The sequence below is a fragment of the Clostridium mediterraneense genome (genome assembly GCF_900091705.1).
In the GTDB taxonomy this organism is placed as follows: domain Bacteria; phylum Bacillota; class Clostridia; order Clostridiales; family Clostridiaceae; genus Sarcina; species Sarcina mediterraneense.
On sequence record NZ_LT594785.1, the window covers coordinates 2,535,504 to 2,559,202 of the forward strand.

The 23,699-nt window shown below is 25.5% G+C and carries 24 protein-coding genes; 4 read left to right on the forward strand and 20 right to left on the reverse strand.

The genetic code is table 11. The annotated features are described in order from the left end of the window. Nucleotides 1-80: 80 nt before the first annotated feature. From BN8917_RS13575 to BN8917_RS13595, 5 genes are all read right to left on the reverse strand, one after another. Entirely contained in the window at nt 81-1,145 is a 1,065-nt protein-coding gene (locus BN8917_RS13575) for a hypothetical protein (RefSeq protein WP_066875241.1), read from the reverse strand. Between the two features lie 208 nt (nt 1,146-1,353). After that, a complete protein-coding gene (locus BN8917_RS13580; protein ID WP_066875243.1) occupies nt 1,354-2,403 on the reverse strand; it encodes a lysozyme inhibitor LprI family protein in 1,050 nt (349 codons plus the stop codon). 243 nt (nt 2,404-2,646) lie between these two features. Then, a complete protein-coding gene (locus BN8917_RS13585; RefSeq protein WP_066875245.1) occupies nt 2,647-3,729 on the reverse strand; it encodes a lysozyme inhibitor LprI family protein in 1,083 nt (360 codons plus the stop codon). Between the two features lie 228 nt (nt 3,730-3,957). Continuing rightward, complete coding sequence (locus tag BN8917_RS13590) at nt 3,958-4,227, reverse strand: hypothetical protein (RefSeq protein WP_066875247.1); 270 nt, start codon at nt 4,225-4,227, stop codon at nt 3,958-3,960. Between the two features lie 19 nt (nt 4,228-4,246). Continuing rightward, nucleotides 4,247-4,885: a hypothetical protein gene (locus BN8917_RS13595; protein WP_066875249.1), complete on the reverse strand. Its 639-nt coding sequence runs from the start codon at nt 4,883-4,885 to the stop codon at nt 4,247-4,249. A 548-nt stretch (nt 4,886-5,433) separates the two neighbouring features. Between BN8917_RS13595 and BN8917_RS13600 the strand changes: the two genes are divergently transcribed. The 3 genes from BN8917_RS13600 (at nt 5,434) to BN8917_RS13610 (ending at nt 7,287) form a co-directional block, all read left to right on the forward strand. Then, entirely contained in the window at nt 5,434-5,766 is a 333-nt protein-coding gene (locus BN8917_RS13600; RefSeq protein ID WP_066875251.1) for a hypothetical protein, read from the forward strand. A 193-nt stretch (nt 5,767-5,959) separates the two neighbouring features. Beyond that, nucleotides 5,960-6,703, forward strand: coding sequence for an acyl-[acyl-carrier-protein] thioesterase (locus BN8917_RS13605; RefSeq protein WP_066875253.1), 744 nt, complete (start codon nt 5,960-5,962; stop codon nt 6,701-6,703). A 200-nt stretch (nt 6,704-6,903) separates the two neighbouring features. Next, a complete protein-coding gene (locus BN8917_RS13610; protein WP_066875254.1) occupies nt 6,904-7,287 on the forward strand; it encodes an SdpI family protein in 384 nt (127 codons plus the stop codon). Between the two features lie 65 nt (nt 7,288-7,352). Here the strand turns inward: BN8917_RS13610 and BN8917_RS13615 are convergent, their stop codons facing one another. The 9 genes from BN8917_RS13615 to BN8917_RS13645 all read right to left on the reverse strand — a co-directional run bounded on the left by BN8917_RS13615 (nt 7,353) and on the right by BN8917_RS13645 (nt 13,160). Continuing rightward, nucleotides 7,353-7,706, reverse strand: coding sequence for a DUF2500 domain-containing protein (locus BN8917_RS13615; protein ID WP_066875256.1), 354 nt, complete (start codon nt 7,704-7,706; stop codon nt 7,353-7,355). A gap of 68 nt (nt 7,707-7,774) precedes the next feature. After that, nucleotides 7,775-8,707, reverse strand: coding sequence for a DUF2935 domain-containing protein (locus BN8917_RS13620; protein ID WP_066875259.1), 933 nt, complete (start codon nt 8,705-8,707; stop codon nt 7,775-7,777). 185 nt (nt 8,708-8,892) lie between these two features. After that, the gene (locus tag BN8917_RS13625; RefSeq protein ID WP_141668673.1) at nt 8,893-9,750 is read right to left on the reverse strand and encodes a lysozyme inhibitor LprI family protein; all 858 of its coding nucleotides are present in this window, start codon (nt 9,748-9,750) and stop codon (nt 8,893-8,895) included. A gap of 195 nt (nt 9,751-9,945) precedes the next feature. After that, the gene (locus tag BN8917_RS14465) at nt 9,946-10,089 is read right to left on the reverse strand and encodes a hypothetical protein (protein WP_159426757.1); all 144 of its coding nucleotides are present in this window, start codon (nt 10,087-10,089) and stop codon (nt 9,946-9,948) included. A gap of 57 nt (nt 10,090-10,146) precedes the next feature. Beyond that, nucleotides 10,147-10,425: a helix-turn-helix domain-containing protein gene (locus BN8917_RS13630; RefSeq protein ID WP_066875263.1), complete on the reverse strand. Its 279-nt coding sequence runs from the start codon at nt 10,423-10,425 to the stop codon at nt 10,147-10,149. A 335-nt stretch (nt 10,426-10,760) separates the two neighbouring features. Next, nucleotides 10,761-11,396, reverse strand: coding sequence for a hypothetical protein (locus tag BN8917_RS13635; protein WP_066875265.1), 636 nt, complete (start codon nt 11,394-11,396; stop codon nt 10,761-10,763). A gap of 226 nt (nt 11,397-11,622) precedes the next feature. Further along, a complete protein-coding gene (locus tag BN8917_RS13640) occupies nt 11,623-12,180 on the reverse strand; it encodes an ATPase (RefSeq protein WP_066875267.1) in 558 nt (185 codons plus the stop codon). Between the two features lies 1 nt (nt 12,181). Beyond that, complete coding sequence (locus BN8917_RS14535; RefSeq protein WP_096030725.1) at nt 12,182-12,346, reverse strand: hypothetical protein; 165 nt, start codon at nt 12,344-12,346, stop codon at nt 12,182-12,184. Nucleotides 12,347-12,494: 148 nt separating this feature from the next. Next, complete coding sequence (locus tag BN8917_RS13645; RefSeq protein WP_066875269.1) at nt 12,495-13,160, reverse strand: epoxyqueuosine reductase QueH; 666 nt, start codon at nt 13,158-13,160, stop codon at nt 12,495-12,497. A 249-nt stretch (nt 13,161-13,409) separates the two neighbouring features. On the opposite strand from BN8917_RS13645, the gene BN8917_RS13650 reads away from it, so the two are divergent. Next, a complete protein-coding gene (locus BN8917_RS13650) occupies nt 13,410-15,269 on the forward strand; it encodes an alginate lyase family protein (RefSeq protein WP_066875271.1) in 1,860 nt (619 codons plus the stop codon). A gap of 82 nt (nt 15,270-15,351) precedes the next feature. On the opposite strand, the gene BN8917_RS13655 is transcribed toward BN8917_RS13650, so the two are convergent. The 6 genes from BN8917_RS13655 to BN8917_RS13680 all read right to left on the reverse strand — a co-directional run bounded on the left by BN8917_RS13655 (nt 15,352) and on the right by BN8917_RS13680 (nt 23,438). Then, the gene (locus BN8917_RS13655) at nt 15,352-16,245 is read right to left on the reverse strand and encodes a hypothetical protein (RefSeq protein WP_066875273.1); all 894 of its coding nucleotides are present in this window, start codon (nt 16,243-16,245) and stop codon (nt 15,352-15,354) included. A gap of 120 nt (nt 16,246-16,365) precedes the next feature. Further along, complete coding sequence (locus tag BN8917_RS13660) at nt 16,366-17,643, reverse strand: restriction endonuclease subunit S (RefSeq protein ID WP_066875275.1); 1,278 nt, start codon at nt 17,641-17,643, stop codon at nt 16,366-16,368. A 12-nt stretch (nt 17,644-17,655) separates the two neighbouring features. Continuing rightward, nucleotides 17,656-19,200, reverse strand: coding sequence for a type I restriction-modification system subunit M (locus BN8917_RS13665; RefSeq protein WP_066875277.1), 1,545 nt, complete (start codon nt 19,198-19,200; stop codon nt 17,656-17,658). A 25-nt stretch (nt 19,201-19,225) separates the two neighbouring features. Further along, nucleotides 19,226-19,453, reverse strand: a complete 228-nt coding sequence (locus tag BN8917_RS13670) for a hypothetical protein (protein ID WP_066875279.1) — start codon at nt 19,451-19,453, stop codon at nt 19,226-19,228. Between the two features lie 13 nt (nt 19,454-19,466). Beyond that, a complete protein-coding gene (locus BN8917_RS13675; RefSeq protein ID WP_066875281.1) occupies nt 19,467-22,223 on the reverse strand; it encodes a type I restriction endonuclease subunit R in 2,757 nt (918 codons plus the stop codon). Between the two features lie 165 nt (nt 22,224-22,388). Then, a complete protein-coding gene (locus BN8917_RS13680; RefSeq protein WP_066875283.1) occupies nt 22,389-23,438 on the reverse strand; it encodes an ATP-binding protein in 1,050 nt (349 codons plus the stop codon). Between the last annotated feature and the right edge of the window lie 261 nt (nt 23,439-23,699).

Consider the following 23,699-nt stretch of genomic DNA (forward strand, 5'->3'; position numbering starts at 1 on the left):
CCATTAATCAAGTAATTATAATTTTTATAAATATATATAAGATAATTATAAAAAAAGTCTATCCAATTAGATAGACTTTTCTAACTTATATTTGAGTTATTTAATAAATAGAAGAATCTTGCTTTTATAAGAGCTATTGAAACCCTATTTTCTACAACATTTTTCATATTTATATCTTTAAAAAATTTAGATGCTAAATTCATCTGAGTATTTCTAAAAGTATCCCACTCCATCTGTGGAATATCTAAAATATTATTATACAATTTATTATTTCTACTATTACTAATAATATTTTTATATAAACTATTAAGCTCATCATTCCATATAATATTAGCATTTCTATATCCTTCTACAATAGTTTCCTCACTATCTTTAGAATCTAAAAACATTTTAATAATATACTTTTGTGTAGCATTAAACTCATTTAAACTTTCTTCTTCATATTTATTTATATGATTTGATTCAATTAAATTACTTAAATCAAAATTAGGATTATTATTAATTAAATAATAAAAGAATAAATAATAACATCTTCCTTTAGTTATAGTTAGTTTTATATTTTCTTGGATTATAAGAGTTTTTGCCTCTCCCTTATACTCATTTCCTATTTGTATTAAATCTTGATTTAAGTAATTCAACCACTCATTTTGTTGCATATTAAAGAAATCAAGTTCTGTTGGAGTAAGATTTTTTTGTATATCACTACTTAGCTCCTTTAATTCATTATTCCATAAATTATATGACTTATCTAAGCCTTCTTCTATATCATAATTATTATCCTTATTGGAATTCATAATATTAAATTGCTCTGTATTTAAAATAGCAAAACTATTTAAATATTTTTTTGCTAACTCACTTAATTTATCCTGCTCCTTTAAACTGAATACCTTTAATTTCTCATTCACCTTATCTATATCACCTTGAGTTATAGATATATTTTTCTTACTATTTTTATTATTTAATTCATCAGTATTACCTGATCCATTAAAATTAGTATCATTATTAGCTTCTGGTGAATTAATATTTAAAGTCTGAATCCTAGCGTTTAAGTTATTATATTTATCATGCCTATATCTGTAGTATCCAAATATTGAAATACCAATAATACACGCAGCTATAATAACAACTAAAAATCCTTTTTTCATTTAAGCTCTCCTTAAGATAAATTATTATAACGCTATTTAATTATAAAATAAATTAGTATAGAAAAGATTTCAAAAAAGTATAAATTTGAAATAAAAAGGTAATATATGTATGTAAAATGTTTTTATTTATAAAATTTAATAATACATAAAAAAGTACTTTAGGTTTCTAAAGTACCTTTTTTATAAATTAACTTTCCTAAAATCTTAATTAAAAGTTAAGTAAAGTAAATATCTTAGCTTTTGTAAGTGCTATTGAAACCTTATTACTTGCTATACTTCCCATATCACTTGAACTATAATAATTTTGAGCCATATTTAATTCATTAGATTTAAAATTAACCCATTCTTGTTCTGGTGTTCTTAAAGAATTAATCTCATATGAACTATTTCCACACTTATTCATATCTTTTTGATATACATTATCTATTTCATTAACCCATTTATTATTAATATTATTATATGCATTTACAAGATCAGCAGTTGTTTTACTATTTGAAATTGCATTATTAGCATAATTTTCTATTGAATTAAATTGACTTAAAGCATCCCCAGCATTACCACTTACTAATCCACTTAAATCTAAATTAGTATTATTATTATCTAAATAGTAGAAGAATAAATAATAACATCTTTCTTGATTCATTTGTGTTGCTCTACTTCCTTGAAGTAATGGAATCATTGAACACCAAGGTTGATCCCCTATCTTCTTTATTGCATTATTCTTATAGTTAACCCATTCATTTTCTTGATTTTTAAGAAATTCAGCTTCTTTAGGTGTAAGATTTTTTTCTATATCTCCATATAATTTATTTAATTCATCATTCCATAAGCTAGCTGTTTTAAATGATGCATCATCCATTTGATTTTGACTTTGTTGATTATTATTAGTTATATTATTAGCCTGAGCAATTAAATTCTCAAACTCTTGTAAATATTGTGGTGCTAAAGCACTTAAAGCCGCTTGATTCTTTAGGCCAACATTAAGTTTAGTTTCTGAAGAACTACTTGTAGAATTTGATGAAGAACTACTACTTGAGCTTCCACTATTTGAGCTAGTACTTCCATTACTACTTGATTCACTTCCTGAACTTGTAGAACCTCCATTATTATTAAAATTATTGCTTGTCCCATTATTAACTGAGGACTTAACTACATTATTTACACTATGACTACCTTCTTTAGCCACTCCAACTCCAATACCTACTGCTATTCCTATAACAGCTACAGCTATAACAGTTATTAAAAATCCTTTTTTCATTTATTTTCTCCTTAATAATTTAAAAATATAAAATACTTACCAAGTATACTCTTAATTTCTATTATTATGGTTTCAAAATGGATATAATTTAAAGATAAACTAATGATGACCTAATATAGAAAATAAATAAAAAAGCACTTTGAATTTTCAAAGTGCTTTTCTATTACTAATTATTTTTTATTATCTAATTATTTATAATATATTTAAATTAAGATAAAGCTAATTTAATATTGAAAATTATTACTATAATAATAAAATAATTGTTCTAGCTTGTGTAAGAGCTATAGAAACCTTATATTTTGCAATACTCTTCATAGCATTTGTATTATAATAACCTTCTGCTAAATTAATTTCATTTGATTTATAATTAATCCAGCTTATTTCTCTCTTTACAAACTCTGTATTAGTATTATCATTAACAAATTGGCCTAAAACTTGTCTATATACATTATTTATTTCTTTAGTCCAAATATCATTTACATTTGCATATGTATCTACAATACTTTGTTCGTTTGTTCCCATATTTAAAAATTCTTGTCTAGCCATTGCCCCTACTTCTTCAAAATTCTTTAAATTAGCAGTTGGTTTTACATCAAGTAATTTACTTAAATCCAAGCTAGTATTATTGTCATATAAATAATAGAAGAATAAATAATAACATCTTTCCTTAGTCATTTCAATTTCAGCACTTCCTTCATCTAAGGCCTTCATTGATCCTAAATTCTGATTAGCAATTGTAGCCACTGAATTTTTTCTATAGCTGATCCATTGTAATTCTTGATATTTAAGAAAATTAAACTCGCTTGTTGTAAGATTTTCTTCTATATTATCATATAACTTATTTAATTCATTGTTCCATAAATTATATATTTGTTGACCATTTTTACACATTTGTGCATCACTAGATGAATTTCTACTTATATTGTTAGCTTCAATAATTATATTTTGAAAGTCATTTAAATATTGTGGTGCCAAAGTACTTAAAACTGCTTGATTTTGTAATGTAACATTAAAACTACTATCTGAATTTGAATTATTATTATTTGTATTATTAGTATTTGAATTTGAATCATTATTATTTGTATTAATATGTGAACTATCTTCATTTGAGTTAATACTTACAACTCTATTTGATTCATTTTCTAAACCATTTGAACTTCCATACATACTATTATTCATTGAATTATTATTAGAATGATTTTTACTTGTAGGAGCTGTAAGTAAGTTATTAATACTATTACCACTTTTACTTGCTGCTTCAATTCCCATACCCAATAATATACCTATGATAGCAACAACTATAATAGTTAAAAATCCTTTTTTCATTTATATTCTCCTTACAACAACATATTAAATCCTCTATCCATTATAAGGGGATTCTTTATTATTATGGTTTCAAAATGGATAAAGTTAAATGGGTATAACATCATACAAAAGTCTTATTTGTTTACTCCTTGTAACCTATTTAACAACTTCAATCCATATATTTACTAAATTAAAGTAAAAAAAAGTAGCTAGAATACCCTAACTACTACATTAATTTTTATATATTTTTTAATTTTCTGCTGCTTCTACTTCAGAAATAAGTTTATCTATTTCTTCTTGAAGTTCTGCTTTTTTTGGATCTAATTTTTTAAGTTCTTCTTCCTTAGTTTTAAGCTTTTGAGTGTTCTCTTCATATTTACTCTTAACTTTTTCATGCTCTGATATGCTTATTTTATCATTAGTCACAAAAATATTTACTGTAATTGCTCCAACAAATAAAAGAGCTACAAATAATGCAATGTTCAAAATAGTCTTTTTAATTTTATTTAATAATTTCACTTTTATTACCCCTTAAATCCTAATAACAATTTCCACATGCAGTAAGCCCTGCTGCTTTAGCACTACTCAAAGTTACCTGAGTTGCTGATTTAGTATTACCACATTTACTTATTCTGTGATATCTCTTTCCTGTTCTAGTTTTCCAAACCATTTGTCCTATAGGCTCTGCTGCTTGATTGTTACTACTATTTGAAGAACTACCACCTGAATTACTATTACTACTATTTGAAGAAGTACTTCCTGAATTACTACTTTCATCAGAACTTGCAAAGCTCTGTGACTCTTGTCTTTCGCTTTCAATTCTTTCTTGCTCTTCCCTAACTTTTCTTTCCCTTTCTAATCTTTCTTCCTCTTCTTTTGCTACTCTTTCACGCTCTAATCTTTCTGCTTCTTCTTTTGCAAGTCTCTTTTCTTCCTTTTTAGCTAATAACTTTGTTTTTTCTTCACCTAAAAGCTTAATACTCTCATTCTTTTCTGATAATGATTTATTTACACTCTCTAATTTAACTTCTATCTCATTATTTTTTCTGATATAAGTATTATGCTCCTTTGCATCTACTCCACTTGGATAACCAAGTGCAACTCCCATAGTAAGTGCAATAACACTTGTTATTACTCGCTTCTTACTCTTAAAAAACTTACCCTTAAAATTAAACATCTTTTCCCCCTAAACACATTAAAATATCCAATCTATTCTAATATATTTAAAGATCATTATGTGTAGAATTTTGTAGAAAGACACTATAATAATATTTAAACTTTGTAAAATTAAAATTAATAGTTAATAATTTATATCACTAAGATTTAATTTAATAATATGAAAATGTTTTACTCCTTATATACAAGCTCAAATTCTTCACATACAACCAACATATCTTCCAAAAATTTCATTTTAAATTCACCAAGTTCTTCATTAAAAACTTAAAAAGATATTTTTATTTCTGCTTTAATTAACTATCAAATAAATAAATTTAATATATAAGCTAGTATTTTTATTTTTTAACTATATTTATGTTAATAACTTTTAAAACACCTTGCTAAATATATCTTTAATTCTATAAATTATTATCATTCCTAAAATAAACATTTATTCCTTATAATATATTTGTTACTTTTTTCATTTACTAAGATGCTAATTTTAAATTAAAGATAAATATTAGAATATCCCAATATAAATTACTCTTAATTAACAAAGGAGGATTTAAAATGAATAAAAATACTAATAACTCAAACTTAAAATTTATAAGCAACTTAATACAAATTAATAAGAAAATTAGACTAATCATAAAGAACAAATATACAAATTTAAAACTATCTATTAGAATAAATAGTTTTATAATTCCCGATATTAATAATATAAATACTCCAACTGATTCTCATAATGTACCTAACAATATAATAAATGATATAGATAGCTTATTTACAAATATTGTTGATGGTGTAGATTCATTTATTGGTGATATTGGTAATGATTTTAGTAGCTTTGATGGATTTAATAACTCCAATAATGGTGGAGATGGTGGTGGATGTATATTCTAAAGCCTATAAAATACTAATATTTTTACTTAATATAGTGAATTCCAATTTTAATTATATATATTTTTGACAATACTATAGGTATTAGAAATAATATAAACTAAATTTTCAAAATTATATAAATTCTAGTTGTATGAAAGTGAACAATATGTTAAATTTAGTTTAATAATAACCTGAACGATTGGATGTGAAGAAATTGGATACTAGATTTAACAAAGACTATCAAATAAATATTTATGATGTTGATACTAACCTACAATGTAAGTTTTCATCCATAGTAAATTACTTATGGGATATTGTTATTTCTCAAAGTGAGTCCTTAGGTGAAACAAGTAATGGATTAGTACATAATTGTGCTTGGGTACTTCTAAAATACGATATAAAAATTTATGAATATCCTAAGTTTAAAGACATTATAAATATAGAGACTGAAGTATTAGGTGTAAAGAAATTCTATGGTCTTAGAGCCTATACTATCAGAAATTCAGAAGGTAAGATACTCGCAGAAGTAGTTTCAGTAGCTTTATTAATTGATATAGAAAAAAGACGTCCTATGAGAATTGCTCCTGATCAATATGAATTATATGGACTTAAAGGTGATATAAAAGAAGACGTTGTTCTAGATGACTTAATAGAAGTTGAAAATAAAGATTATGCTAGAGATTATCTAACTAGATTTTCTGATATAGATTCAAATAAACATGTTAATAACCTTAAGTATATGGAAATGGCTATGGATACCTTACCATTTGAAATACTTGATAAGTACGAACTTGCTAGATTAAAAGTATTATTCAAGAAAGAAACTACTTATGGTGATACTGTCCATGTTTCTTCACAAGTTATAGAAAATAAAGATAATAAACTCATTACAGCTCATACTATAGAAAATAGTGAAAGACTTCTAACAAAATTAGAGTTCGAGTGGAGAGAAAAATAATATTAGTATATAAAGAAAGTCAGAATAAATACCTGACTTTTTTATTTCTATCTTAGATTTAATTTATTTTTAAATATATCCTATCACAAAATTCTAAATGCATTTTATAATTATTTTTATTAATATCATTAAATAAGTCCTATACATTAGATATCCATTTTATATATAATAATATTAACCATAATTTAACAGGAGGTATTATGAAATTTCTAAATCTATTTTTTGATTTTATACAGATTTATTTACTACCAATTATTATGATTATAATTTCTATTGTATCTAGATATATAAAATCTACTAATATAAACTCATCAAATGGCTATTCATCACCATATGCTAAAAAATCTCAAGAAGTATATGATTATGCTCAAGAAATTGCTCCTAAAATTCTAATGAGATATGCTCTTATTTCAAGTTTTTTAATAGCCACATTTCAATTATTACTTATTATAATACCGTCATTGGAATATAAAATAATATATACTTTTTCTAACTACTTCTTTGTAATACTTTTTTTCTTTTTCTTATCAGTAGAAAAAGAACTAAGAAAGAACTTTAATAAAGATGGTAAGTCCTTAAACTAATTTAATAGTAAAGTTGAAATAGCTTAGATATTACATGATAATAATATCTAAGCTATTTTTAAATCTTAATCCCTCTTAAAATCTATAAATCTAGTTCCCTGTATTGTTAGATTTCCTTTATCTCCTTCTATAAGTAAATTATAAATCCTCCCTTTAACAGCAAACTCTTCTCTTTCTCCATTTATAAATTCAAATCCTATATAGTAAGTTGTATAATTATTTGACATATTCATCTCATTATAAGCATATGAGACATTCATTCTTTTACTAATAACAGTAGCTTTTACAGAAACTTTATCTTTAGTTTTATTTGATAAGTATTCAATAAAGTTTTTAATAGATCTTCCTAAAATAGTAATAAAACAAATGATAATAATTATAAAGATTAAATTAAATATAAAATCAAAACCATTTTCCATTATATCTCCCCCATATAAATATTATATGAGTAAAAATAAGCTTATTATATTTGTTTCTAATTTAATTATTATTCAACCTCTTCTCTACTATAACTATTAAGTAATCTAATATAATGATTAGCTTCTCTTAATACATGATCAGCAATTAATGGTAGCAATATAGATTTTATCTCACACCCAAGAATTCCTTCCACACCTGATGTCTTAAAATCTCTAAATTTAATTGTTTCCATTAGTGTAACATCTGTAATTCCTATCATTGTTCTCTCATTCATACTAGCAGCCTTCTTGATTAATTCACTATACTCCTGTACAAATTGATTTGCAGTACATATTAGCTTATCTTCACTTGGATCAAGTAAACCTCTAATAAATAAAGCATGTTCTTTCATAATATCATCCCAGAATAATTCTTTCTTCATAATCTTTTTATAGTTACAATTAAACTCAATATCTTCATTTTCTTCAAGAAGTTCTACATATGAAAGATATAATTTAGCCTCATGTACTAGATGCTCATTAAATAATGGATAATTTAATGTGATTATTTTACAACACGAAACATCACTCACAATTTTTTCTTTAAACTCTATAAGTTCCTTAAGTAATTTCTTAGCCTTTTCATTAATTTGTCTTACACTCTTTACTGTCTTACCATCAATTCTTTTTGAAATATTACTAAAATTCTCTTCCATACAAGTTATCTTAGAATTTATATTTATTCCAGTATAGAATTCTGTCTTCTTTTCAGTATCTGCAGTATACTCAGTAAAAAATTCTCCTGAATCTACAACTGAACTTCTTATTCTTCCATCAGCTAATTTAACTACTTCTAATAAAAACTTCTCAAAATGATTCTTAAAACTGTCTGCCTCTTTTGCAAGCTTAGCATTCTTTGGTGTAAAACCTGCTTCTAAAAAGATAGCATGCTCCTTCATAATTCTCCCGAAAAATAAATGTAGTTCTAATGATAAAGTAACGTATTTCTTATCATTTAACATGATATGCCCCCAAAAATTTTTTATTATATTATACTATTCAAAAAATCTTTGTATTCATATAAGATACAATTTAACACTTTATTTATCTTAATAAAAAATATTATTCTATTCATATATTTTAAAATTAGTATAAAAGTATCTAACTTAATTTTACTCCATCTTTATTAAAAGTTTTTTATAAATAATCATTTCATATAATTATTAACAAGCTCATAACAACGTTCTCTAGTAGTATAAATAAGAGAAACTACTCTTTCAATTTGCCCCATTGTTCCGCCTTCATATTTTTCAGCTGCTACCTCAGCTGTTTTATCTCTATATTTTATCCAATTTATTTGTTCTTGTTTTAGTTTATTAAATTCAGAGCTTGGCATATAAGTTCTTAAACATGAATATATCTCATTAAGCTTATCATCCCAAAGTTTTAATATTCGTCCTTGTTCTTCAACTATTCCTGCTGTTGTAAATTCTGTTGAATCAGCCATTATTTCATCTGCTTCAACATCTATTCCTGCTAGCCACTGTAAGTATTCATAACCTTTTTCTCTTAAAATATCTTTATTACTATTAGGCTTACTCACATTATTATTAATATTATTGCTAGCTACTGCTTTCTTTTCTTCCTTAGGTACATTAGAGCTATTATTAGAATTTGCTTGTGTAGTATTTGTTTGACTACTATCTTTTATCTTATTTTTTAAATCATCAATACTAGTTTTTATAGCATAATTTTTATAAGATAAATCTATTGAACTAAGAACTTCTGAACACTCTTTTATTTTACCTTGCTTGTACAAATTCTCTGATTCTATATATTGCTCTATAATAAGCTTTATAGCCTTTGTCTTTTCATCTGTATCTCCTTTTTGTATAGCTAAATTAAATGATCCTAATGCTTTATCATAATCCATATTAGCTAATGCAAGTTCACCTTGCTCAACAGCTTTAGCTGCTGTACTATTAGTATCTTCTATATTACTTCCACATCCAACTGCTATAACAGGAACCAATAATATTAATCCCATAACTAAAAACCTCTTCACATCTTATACTCCATACACTAATTATTTCTTTACAATATATTCTGTATAAATTAATACTAATACAAGAAATTTAGTCTTTAGCTAGGATTTTTAAAGTGCTTATTTATAATTTATAAACTTAAACAATACTATAATTATTCCTAAAATATAAAAAGACTGAAATTCTATTTTTAAAACCTTAGTCTTTTTCATAAACTATACTTTTCTTCTTAAGAAAAGCCACCAATTTTCATCAAAGCCATCTAAATAAACTCCTTCTAGATAATCACTTTTATCTAGCCATTCTCTAATTATAGATATTAGATTTTCAAATATTTCTCTAGGGTACTCACATTTCAAATCTAAATCAAATATATAGTAATTTATTACTATAATTCTATCCTCTTTTAATGATAATTAAATATTCTTTAATTTATTAAATATATATAATAAAAAAATCTTAGTTGATTCTGCTTCAACTAAGATTTCCTCTATTGTTACATTAAATAACTTACTTAATGCAAACAGATTATCTACTGAAGGTAGACATTGTCCCCACTGCCATTTATAAATTGCTTGTGGACCCTCAAATCCAAAATACATTTGTAAGTCTTTTACTGATAATTTACTCAATTTTCTTAGTCTTAAAATATTAGCTCCTGTAGATTTTATATCAATGGTTGGAAATTCTATCATATCTATACCTCCTAAAAAAACTAATACCTTATTATACTTTATCTATAAAATCCTTACAAGTAAAAAAATATTGCAGCTATACAGCCATGGGTAAAATCCAGCAGTACTAAGTCAACCTAACAAAACCTAATTCATGGATTTAATCGATAATTTAAAATTAATTCCTAAACATTTATATAAAGAAAATTAACCATTAAACATTTAACATTAAAGATTAAACATTAAACATTTAGTTCCTATCATATATAAAAATTACATTAAACTATACTGTTTATAAATAACCCTTAATAAAGGGGACTTAATTTAGGATTTACATATAACTGCAATAATTTATATTAAAAATCTATTTCAATCATAGTAACACTATTAGAAATTTGTAATACGGTGTCTACTTCTGACTCAAAACTTTCAATTCTATCCTTCATATTTTTTATAAGCTTTTCAATTTCTAATGAATCTACTAAGCCATATTCATTAGCTTCACGATATGGATCTGCTATTGCATCATAACTACTTTGAGTTATCTTCTCTTTACCTTCCTTACCATAAGCAGTATTAAGAAGTTGTTCAATACTTTCATCAACTTTAGTGTTTTGTTTAGTTACATTTTCAATAGCTAAAACATATTGATCATTTAATTGTTCTAACAAAGCTTTCTCATATTCAATAGAACTCTTCTTATCAATAGCTTCTGCTACAGTCATAGTTTTTCCTACAACCTCAACTGTAGTAACAGCATTTGATTTAACAATAGCTGACTTAATACTATTTCTTCTCTTTATTAAATCTGCTATAGATTGATAATCAGCCTTTGCATTTGCCTTAAAAGCTTCCTTTGAAATCTTACCATTAACATTAAGTGCGGATTTCTTTGCAGCTGCAACAAATTCTCCCTCATTAATTTTACGATAGATACGACTATCCAATAACTTCAACTCATTTAATCCCTTTGTTACTAACATCTTTTCCATGTTTCTATCCTCCAATCGTCTATCACTTTTCTCACGTAATCTCTTGTCGATAAATTTATTATAGAAAAATCTTAAATATAAATCATTAAACTTGTAGTTTAAAATAAAAATACCTCTTAAACACCTACTCCCGAAAATAATCATAAAAATAATATTTCTTTACATAATAAAAAGAGCTAGCTTTCAAACTAACTCTTTAAATCATTAATCTATATAATTTTTTTATCTATATAAAATCACTCCACTCTGGTAAAACTCTATCTTTCCAAATCAGTTCTCCCTTTTCAAAAATTGCAACAATTTTAAATCTATCAGTATTATCATATATATTTAAAACATCACAAAACTCAATAATATTCTTTAGATTTTCAAGTGATTCTACATATCTTCGTTCTATAGCTTCATCTGGTATTCCATGTCCACCATTTTGAACTCTTAATTTAACTCTTTCTTTTGCAATATCAGCACTTTCTACACCTATATAGTTCATAACTACATAAAATCCACTCTCTTTAGCTGATTTTATATTTTTTACTATACTTTTTCCTGATAATGTAGTTTCTTGATTAAAAGATATATCCTCTGAAATATATTGTTTTATAAGCTTTATAGCTTCTCTTGCACACTTCATTTGTAGATTATTATCTTTCCAAGATCCTACTCTAGCTACCATTTCATCAGTATTTATTCTTTTTTCATCTTTATTTTCATCATAGTATATAGATTTATATATTGAAGTCTTTCCTGCTCCATTAACCCCAGCAAATATAGTATAAGTTTTCATATTACTTTCCTATTAGCTTTGCTTGTTCTCTTTGAAGAATTATATTAGAAAGATTAATATAAAAATCTTGTTCTTCTTTTGTCTTTGCATTTCTAAATAACTTCATTACATCACTATAAGAATAACTCAAGAAAATATCATATAAATTATTTTTATTATTATCCATCCTTAATTCCTCCTATATACTTTCTTACATACAATTATATACTAAGCTAAAAATACAACAAATATTCTATTTATAAATCTAAAAATTTTTTAACTCAAATTACTACTTAAATATAAATAGTTTATATTTAAAAATTTCTTTATCTCTTTTAATTTTGCTCTTGGTTTTGTTCTTGATTTTGTTGTTCTTTTAATTTATCTGCAAGAATACGTTCTTGTTGAGAAAAAACACATCCACAGTATGATTGACGATATAAATTATATTCTTTTGATAAATCTACTGACTGCTTGAATCCATTGTTCTTCTTAAAATCAGATTCAAGGAATTTAATATTATATTTCTCCTGTAATTCTAATCCAATTTCATTTATTTTTTGTGAATTCTTCATAGGGCTTATAGTTAATGTAGTTGTAAAATAATCAAAATTATTTTCTTTAGCATACTCAGCTGCCTTATCTAATCTAAGTTCAAAACAACGGTAACATCTTTCACTACCTTCCCCTAATTTTTCATAACCCTTAACAGCCTTATAAAATAGTGGACTCTCATGTTTAGTCCCTACAACTTGATAATTAAGTCCCATTTCCTTTATTAATCTAATTTGTTCTTCTAACCTTCTTATATACTCTTTCTCTGGATATATATTAGGATTAAAGAAATAAACTTCCATATCAAAATACTGAGATAAAAACTTAAGCACATATGAACTACAAGGTGCACAACAACTATGTAATAATAATCTTGGTCTTCTATTTTCTTTAACTATTTTATCTATTTCTTCTAACATTATTTTATGATAATTAATTTTCATCATTTGTCATCTCAGCTCCTAAATTTCTAATCTTCTTTCTTTTAACACTTTAATAATATCTTACCTTTTATTATCTAATTAATTATAGCATATATTTTATTTTTCTCTTTAATAATATCTTACATTAGAATTAACTTAAATTATTAATCATAATACTAGTTGACATATTATTGATTCTGAAATGTAAATAATTACACTTTTGAAATTAATTATAATTAAAATAAAATTTTAATTTTTAAAGGTGGTTTATACATGATAAGAAAAACTTTATTAAAACTTATGGCTTGTGGAGCAATACTCTCTATAGGTTTAGGAAGTATTACTTTAGCTAAATCAAAAAATATCAATACTAAACACACTATTAATGAAATTCTTTTAAGTAATGTAATTCAAAACCCTGGCAATCAAGCTATTGTAGTTAATACAAATAATGCACCTCTTGTTCTATACTCTAACGCTAGTACAAGCTCAAATATTTCTAGTTACATATCAGTAGGAGAAATGCTTACTATTCAAAGCTCAACTAATGGATTTTATAAAGTAGAGGTTCATGAAACTGGTGCAGTAGGTTATATAGCTAAATCTAATCTTCAGAAGATAGTAAGTGGAGTAAATGCTTCATATAGCCCTATAAATAAAAAAGGGATGATTATAAATGTAAGTTCAGTAGTTCATTTAAGACAAAATGCTACCATGAATTCAGCCATTTTAAATAATTTAAGAAATAAAACTAATATAGATATTTTAGGTAAACAAGGACAATGGTATAAAGTGAGTTATAATGGATCAGTTGGATTTATATATGAAACTTATATTGCTGAACTTAATAATACAACTAGTAATAAATCCAATATAAATAATAATTCCTCAGGAAACTCAAATGGTACTAACTCAAATAATACTAATTCAAATCCATCACAAAAAAATAATATTAATATAGATAGTTCTACTAATTATACTGGATTATATAATATAAATACCCTAAGAAACTTAAATAATAGTAAATCACCTAAAATAAGAAAACAGGTTAATAGTTTAATTTCATCAGCTAATAAATTATTAAAGATAACAAAATACCCAACAGTTACTGATAAAACTATCTTAGTTTCAAATGGAGAAAACAAACATGATTTTGCTTCTATGACACCTTATCTATGGAATGACCCTAATTCTAAAAGTGGTTATATCGTAAAAGATGGTGTTGATAATCCAGAAAGATTAGACTCTCAAAAATATGATTCTACAAGACTAAATAAAATGGTTAGTGATGTAAATACTCTTTCATTAGCTTATGCTATAACAGGAAATAAAGCATATGCAAATCAAGCAAGTAACTTTATAAAGACTTGGTTTATAAATCCTGAAACTAAAATGGATCCAAATATGAAATATGCAGAAATATTTGTTAATGCTAAAGGACAAACCTACTTTAGTGGATCTTCAATGATATCTGCATCACCTTTTATCTCAGTTGTAAATGATATATATTTAATCCAAAATTCAAATTGTTTATCATCAAGTGATAATACTGCATTAAAAGAATGGTTTGGAACATTTGCTAACTGGCTATTAGCACAAAAACCTGGAGGCTTAGATAGATTAAGAATTAATAATCACGGAACTTGGCTACAAGCTGAATTAGCAACATTCTATCAATTTGCTGGTCAATATGATAAAGCTCTTAAAGCTTTAGAAGCTGTTGGTCCTTACTCAATCTTCCCTCAAATAAATCAAAGTGGAAAAATTCCTTCTGCTTTAATAAGAACTAAATCTGTTGCTTATACTGAATATGATTTACAAGCATTTATAACATTAGCAACTATGGGAGAAAAACTTAATGTTCCTATTTGGAACTACACATCTCCTGATAATGGTTCAATAAAAGGAGGCATACATTATTTAAATAAATATCTACTAGGTGAAGAAAATTGGCCTTTCCAAAATATAAAAGGAAATGATGTTGCACAACCTAATAATCAATTATTTATGTTATATCTAGCAATGGCTTATAATCACTATAAAGACCCTAGCTATCTAAAAACAATATATAAATATGCAACTAAGGAACCAGCTTATAGAGAGCTATTAATTCAATCATTTATTCAACAATAAAAAAATAAATAAAAAAAGAGAGTGTTTCTACTCTCTTTTTTATAAAGTAAACTATTAAAAAATTTATTTTAATGAGTAATTATTAATCTATATTTTGTAAAGCTATTGCCGCTTCTTTTATCTGATTTTTTCTTTCTTGGTTGATATCTAAGATTTCTGTTTCTCCAAATCTTGATTTATAAAAAGCTACTTTATTTATAACTTGTTCTCCTTGATTTGAACAATATATTTCATTTAAAATACTATATCCTATAAGTTGGCATACATCATTAGTAACATAGCCTATTTTCTTAGTTGATTTAAAATCATATAAAACTCCATCTATAATTACATCTGCATCAGCTCCACCAACTATTCCTGCTGCTTTTCCAAAGTGAGGATTAAAAACTATCTTGCTAGTGCTTGTAACATTATTTTCTTTGATAAATCTTTCCTTGAAAACTCTAGCAAGTTGTAAAACATCATTAACTATACTTTTATGAGGTTCACTTTTAATGCTTCTTTCAAAAGTTTCTTTATCATATATTCCTGCTCTCACCACTGTATCTAAATAACTAAAAAATACAGTAGCTTGCACAACTTTTTTATCTATAACACCAGTTTCAATAGCATTATTACATATCTTTATAGATTGATTAAACTTCTCACTACAAAAATTTAAAAACTCAGTATCAAAATTATACCTTTGTAATCCATTTAATCCTCTTTGTGCAACAATATTATTCATAATATATTCTTTTCCTATAATATTTGCAAGAATAATTCTAAAAATATAATCTGAAGCTGTACCAATAATATTACTCATAGATTTTAACTCAAGATTATAAGGAACTAATTCTTCATATTCCTTACTAGAAAAAGTACTCTTACCACTAACAGTATAAAAATCCTTCTTAGCAAAAGAAACATATTTTATAATATCTTTTATCTTTTGATCTCTTTGAGACTTACCTGAAATAACGCTTGTTAAACTCATCTTATTTTCTACCTAGTTATATTAATTACTTTTTTCAAATTCTCATATACTAATATTCAAAAAAGTAAAAGTTTATCTCTACTCATATTACAATCCAATCTTTTAATATATTTATCCTACTTATATAAACATCTGTTGTAATAATCCCTTTTTCCATTTTTTTAAATCTTCTAACTTACTTTTTTCTTCTTCTATTATGTTATCTATATTAGATAAAAAATTTGCTATTTTAGTTTGTTCCTTTATACAAGGAAATTTAAATTTTATTTTATTTAAATTTACTATAGTTAAAGCCTTCTGTGTTGATCCTATTGATGAATCCAATATTTTTTTCTTTCCTTCAAAAGAGTTAATTAAATAATCTAAAAATTCTACATTTAATTTTATTTCCTTAAACCAAATTAAATTACCATCTTTAAAATAAAAAGGTCTCTTATCTCTAATAATAAGTGAATTACCTAAAGTTCCAACTGCAGTCAATAATAAATCTCCAACCTTAGGAATCCCATATTCCCTCTTTATATATTGATATTTATTATTAGAAATATATAAAATATCTCTTGGAATCTTATTCTGCTTTAATTCTGTAATTTCTTTACCTCTATAAAAAGGGATCCCTACTTCAACATAATCACTTAGAAATATTCTTCTACTTGAAGTTAAATTAGCTATTTCTGATATTTGTTTTTCTTCCCACCTTGGATAATCACAACCACTCTCATCTTTAAATCTTACTTCTTGTGAAAATATTTTTTGCATTATACCTTTTTTATATTGTTCTAAATCAGTTACTTTTCGATCTTGCTCTTCTATTAAACTATCTACTTTAGTTAAGAAGTTTGCTATTTTTTCTTGTTCTTGTAATGATGGTAATTTCACTTTAACTTTAGCTAAATTAGTTTTAGAGATACCTAATACCTTGGCCCCAGCTGCTAAAACCTTTATTTGTTTTCTAACAGATTCATTTAACAGTACATATCCTTTAAATCCATTTGCTGTTAAATGCTTATTATCTCTAGCAAGTATTGTATGTAATCCAGCTACAACTCTATCTTTACCTATATTGCTTATTTCAACAGCTTTACCTATGTCATTATAATCTTCGGAGGCATCTGCAACTATTATATCTCCATCTTTACAATAACTCTCTTTTTTTATTTTAGATGTATCTACATCATCATTTATAAATGGTATTTGATATTTTTGTACATTTAATATTGTTGGAAACTTCATATGAATATCTCCATAATGAATATTTTGCACTTCTCCATTCTCATTATTCAAACAATCTCTTGAAAAAGAATTTGTAGTATAAAATTCTAAAAAACTTCCTAACTCATACTCTTTCCACTTATCTTCAAAACCTTTAAATCTTAACTTTGGTACATTCTTATTCATCTTCTGTACCTCCTAAAGCCCTAATTCTTTTAAATCTTGTTTTAATTGTTTATATAATTCAGCTATTTTTTCATCTCTAGCTTTTATACTTTCTTGTACTGCTTTTATATCAATTTCTTCTTCTTCTTCAAATGTATCAACATATCTAGGAATATTTAGATTATAATCATTTTCTTTTATTTCTTCCATTTTAGCTACATATGAATATTTATCTATTGTTTCTCTATTTTTATATGCTTCTACTATTTTTTCTACATCACAATCTCTTAGTACATTTTGATTTTTACCTTTTTCAAATTCATTTGATGCATCAATAAACATTATATTATCTAAACTTTTCCTATTCTTTTTAAATACAAGTATTACTGTTGGTATTGATGTTCCAAAGAATATATTAGCTGGAAGTCCTATTACTGCATCAAGACAATTTCTTTGTTCTATAAGATATTTTCTTATAACACCTTCTGCTGCTCCTCTAAATAAAACTCCATGTGGAAGTACAACTGCCATTGTTCCATTATCATCAAGTTGTGATATCATATGTTGAATAAATGCAAAGTCTGCTTTTGATTTAGGTGCAAGCTTTCCATAAGCTGAAAATCTTTCATCATCTAAAAATTTTGCATCTGCACTCCAGTTAGCTGAGTATGGAGGATTAGCAACTATTGCTTCAAATTTTTCTCCTATATGTTGTGGATTTTCTAATGTATCATCATTTTTAATATTAAAATCTTTATAGCTTACTCCATGAAGAAGCATATTCATTCTTGCTAGATTATAAGTTGTTGAAGTTTTTTCTTGTCCATAAAACATTCTAACATTTGCTTCTCTAGAAACACGTAATAAAAGTGAACCTGAACCACAAGTTGGATCATAAACATTTTTTAAATCAGTTTTTCCTATTGTAACTATCTTTGCAAGTATCTTTGAAACTTGTTGTGGTGTGTAGAATTCACCTGCTTTTTTACCTGCATTTGCTGCAAATTGTCCTATAAGATATTCATAAGCATCTCCAAGTATATCTATTTCACTATCATCAAACTTAAAATCTATTTGTGATATATTTCCCATAACCTTTGCTATTAAGCTACTTCTACTTTTAACATCTTTACCAAGCTTAGTTGACTTTAAATCCATATCATCAAATAAATGGTCAAAATCTTCTTCACTCTCATGTCCTAAAGTAGATTCTGTTATATTATTAATAGCCTCTTCTAACATTTCTATATCAAAATCATTTGTTTCAATAGTAGCTAAAAGCTTTCCAAATAAATATTTAGGCTCTATAAAATAACCTATATCTGAAACAAGTTCTTCTTGGAGTGCTTCTCTATATTCTTCATCTTCCCAAGCTTCTTCATAACTCATATTATCTTCTTGTAAAAGCTTCTTTGCTCTACTTTCAACATTTTCTGATAAATATCTATAGAATATAAGACCTAGTATATAATTTTTAAATTCACTAGCATCCATATTTCCTCTTAAATCATTTGCTATATTCCATAAATTTGTTTGTAAATTTGCTTGCTGTTCTTTTTGTATATCTGCTGTACTCACTTTTTTCCTCCTATGATCTTTAAAATTATAACTCGCTTTGTTTCTCTACTGTCCACTCAAATAATTGTAATCTTTCATTTGGAATCCAACTGCCTTTAACCATTGCACAAAAAACATTATATAAACTAGGTCTTTTCACTTTCTTCTCATTTTCAAAATAGTCTTCAACTGCTTTTGCCGCAGCTGAAATAGTTGGATATACTCCAAAATTTTTATCTTTATATTTAACTATAACACTTATCCCCTTTGACATTAATTAAATCCCCCTAAAATGTAAATTTATTTACGTTATCTACTATAAATGATTTTATTTTATCTGCAAGCTTTTTCTTCTTAAGAAGTCCACCACTTACTGAATCCTTTATTTCTGAGCCATCAAGCTTTCCTGAATACTCATATTCAGTTATAAAGCCTTTTACTTTTTCACCTTCAAGCTCAACTTCTTTTGAAAACTCTATTATTTCATTAGTTCTTTTATCTTCTAAGAAATTATTAAATAATTCATCCATTGAATCTTCTTTAGTAGCTTTAGGTACTACTTTATCAAGGAACTCTCTAAGTAAATCTGCTTTAAGTCTTAAATTATCATTATCAGCTTTATCTAATAATTTTTTGATTTTCTCTACATCTGATTTTGCTTTTTCTTTAGAATCAAAGCTTATATTTCTTATAAGATTTAAAATATAAGATACATTTATCTTATCTGTTTGCATAAGCTCTATTCCAAAATCTATATCAACTAATATAGATGTTTTCTCTGATTTTCTAACTTGATCATATATTCCAAGATATTTACTTTTATAGTCTTCATATTTTTGAGCTGATATTCCAAGCTTTTCTTCATCAAACTCAAATTCTGTGAAAGTTTTAAGCTTTACTAATTGCTTTGTTAAATCTCTAAAAGCTTCAACAAAAGATTTTTTCTCATTTTCATCTTGAATTTCATCTACTGACTCAATAGTTGGAGCTATAGCATATAAATTAGTAAGCTTTTCTTTAAATAATTTCATATAATGACTATAATCTTTCATTAAAACTACATCTGTACTATCAGTTTGTGAGAATAAGCATATAGCATCATCTGTATCTTTTTTTAGATTTCTGTAACAAACTACATTACCATGTTGTTTAGTTGAATCATATATTCTATTAGTTCTTGAGAAAGCTTGTACAAGACCATGATATTTTAAATTCTTATCCACATATAAAGTATTAAGTGGCTTACTATCAAATCCTGTTAAAAACATATTAACTACTATAACTATATCAAGCTCTGCATTTTTAAGTCTATTTGATAAATCCTTAAAATAAGCTTGGAATGTATCAGTTGAATATTTTAAATTTTCATCTGGGAACATCTTATTATAATCATCTATAATTCTATCAAGGCTATCTCTTGAATGTTCTTCTTTTCCACTTAAATCTTCATTGTCTTGGAATGTATACACTGCTGCTATTTTTAAATCATGGTTTAAATTTTTAAAAGCATCATAATATTTAACTAACATTGGTATACTTTGAACTGTAAATAATGAACAGAACTTTCTACCAGCTGTTTTATTATCATGATTAGCTATTATATGTCTAGCAACCATATCTATTCTTTCATCAGCCATAAATACTTCTTCTTTATCTATAGCTCTTATTCTCTCATCATCATATTCATTAACTTCTCCATCAAAAGTCTTAATATATTCAACAGAGAATCCTAAAACATTATGATCATTAATAGCATCTTTAATTAAATAGTGATGTAAGCATTTATCAAATATATCTGCTGTTGTTCTACCATCTTGACTCTTATTTTCTATAAGTCTTGGTGTTCCTGTAAATCCAAAATATTGTGCATACTTAAAATGTTTATTAATAGCTGTATGCATTTCTCCAAATTGTGATCTGTGACACTCGTCTATTATAAACACAATTTTTTCATCTCTATACTTTTCCATTCTACCTGCATACTTTTCTGATTTTAAAAGTCTTGCTAGCTTTTGAATAGTTGTAACAATAAGTCTAGTATTTATATCCTCTATCTGTTTTATAAGAGTTCCAACATTATCTGTTGTATCAACACAATCTTTCTCAAACTTATTAAATTCTTCAACTGTTTGAGAATCAAGGTCTTTTCTATCTATTAAGAAAAATACTTTCTTAATTCCATCTTCATCAGATAAAAGCTGACTTGCCTTAAATGATGTAAGAGTTTTACCTGATCCTGTTGTATGCCAGATGTAACCATTATTATTAGTTTCAATAGCTTGCTTCATTAAAGATTCTACTGCATATATTTGATAAGGTCTCATAACCATTAAAGTTTTTTCTGACTCTTTAATAATCATATATTTAGCTATTATTTTATTAAGCATATATCTATCTAAAAATGATTCTGCAAAATGACTTAAATTAGTTATTCTCTTATTCTTCTCATCACTCCAGAAGAAAGTAAAATCAAACTTAATATCTTTATCACTATTTGCATAATACTTAGTATCAACTCCATTAGTTATAATAAAAATTTGAATATATCTATAAAGACCTTTATATGAGTGTCTTCTATATCTTTCAATCTGATTGAACGCTTCCTTAAAATCCTTACCTCTTCTCTTAAGTTCTATCTGAACCATAGGAATCCCATTAATAAGAATAGTTACATCATATCTATTTACATACTTACTCTCCATAGTAACTTGATTAGTTACTTGAAATATATTATTATGCCAGTTCTTACTATCAAAGAACTCTATATATACACTTGTCCCATCTTCTCTCTCTAAAATAAACTTATCCCTAAATAATTTAGAACTTGTAAAAGTGCTTTTCCCCTCTAAATGTATCAATATCCTATTAAATTCTTTATCAGTAAAAGGAATCCCCTTTAATCTCTCTTTATTATATTCAAAAAGAACCTTTCTAAAATTACTCTTTAAATCATCTTCATCCTTTATAAAAACTTGATTATACCCTTGTGATATTAATTGTTTAATAAGTAATTCTTCAAGCTCTTGCTCTGTTTGATATGTCATAATTCCTCCAAAAACAAATTAATTTTACAATTAAAATTATATCATACAAAATAAGAATATTAATCCAGTTAAGGAAATCATAAATTTTATCTTACTAAATTAATTAATGATATTACAAAAAAGAATTGGTATTTATACCAATTCTCTATTATAGTTATCTTTAAATTAATATTTATAAAATTTTTTCTTTTCATCATTTTTGAATTCTTGATATAATCTATTAAATGCCTTTTTACCTAAGGCTTTAGCTGTATTTACCTCATAATATTCCTTCATCGCTTCTACATCATCTGATGGTTCTTCAAATTGTATTATTCTTTCTTTAGCAATAAAATACTTTTGATTTTCTTTTATAAATTTAATCATTTGATTTTTTATCTCGTCCTTTTTAAGTAATATATCTTCCTTATTACCAAATGCATTTATCTCAACAATACAATTTTTATAACTATGTTTGCTTTCAGTTAAATTAGCCCATTTCGCCCTATTATCTATTAAATAATCATTTATAAAAAAATCAACTCCAGATTTTTCACCTTCATTTTTCTTATAAAGTGCTATAGAGTAATTTTCCCCAAAATTCTTTTCAATTAGCTTTTTACCATTTATATCACTTGATTTTACTTCTGTCCCATTTATCTTTATCTTAACTAATTTCTTATCTATTTTCTTTCTATATATTTTTGAAAAATTAATTAATAACTCACTCTCTAATTTCTTTGATAAAATTTCTTTTTTTACATCATCTTCTAAATTACTTATACATACCTTAGTATCTATTTTTGAATTCGGATTATAACTCATATTTTCACTTTCCCATCCTAACTCATGATTAATCTCATCCTTAAAATTGAGAATAAATCTTTTGGAATTGTCTTTTTTATTTGATTCTATATTTATAGTATTACCTAATTTAAATAATGCTTTCTTAAGTCCAACACCTGATAACTTATCATTAGATTTTCCACCTATTCTAAATAACTCAACTTCAGAAATATTTTCATTAATTCCTCCACTATTATCTTTTACAACTATTAGATCATCAAATATATCAACTAAAACTTCACATATATCGTTTTTTCTCTCTAAACTCTCATATGCTTGAATAGAATTATCAACTAATCTTTTTATGGCACTTATATTATCTTCTCCTCTAGTTAATTGCTTCTTCAGAAAATATTTATCTACAATAACTTTACTCTTATACTTACTCATAAACCTCTCTCCCATATCTTAATTTAATATTAAGATATGCAGAAGTTTTGAATATGTTACAAAAATAAATTTAAACAAAAAAGGGGCTGTCTCATAATACCACAATTTGGAATTGTGAGGCAGTTCCTTTTATTTTAATCGATTTTTATGCATGACAAATAAAGGTATTAGAAATACCCATTTGGATAAATATGAAAAAATTTTAGAATAAAAAACATTTATTTTTCCTAAGATTTTTTCATAAGTGCAATACCTTTCAAG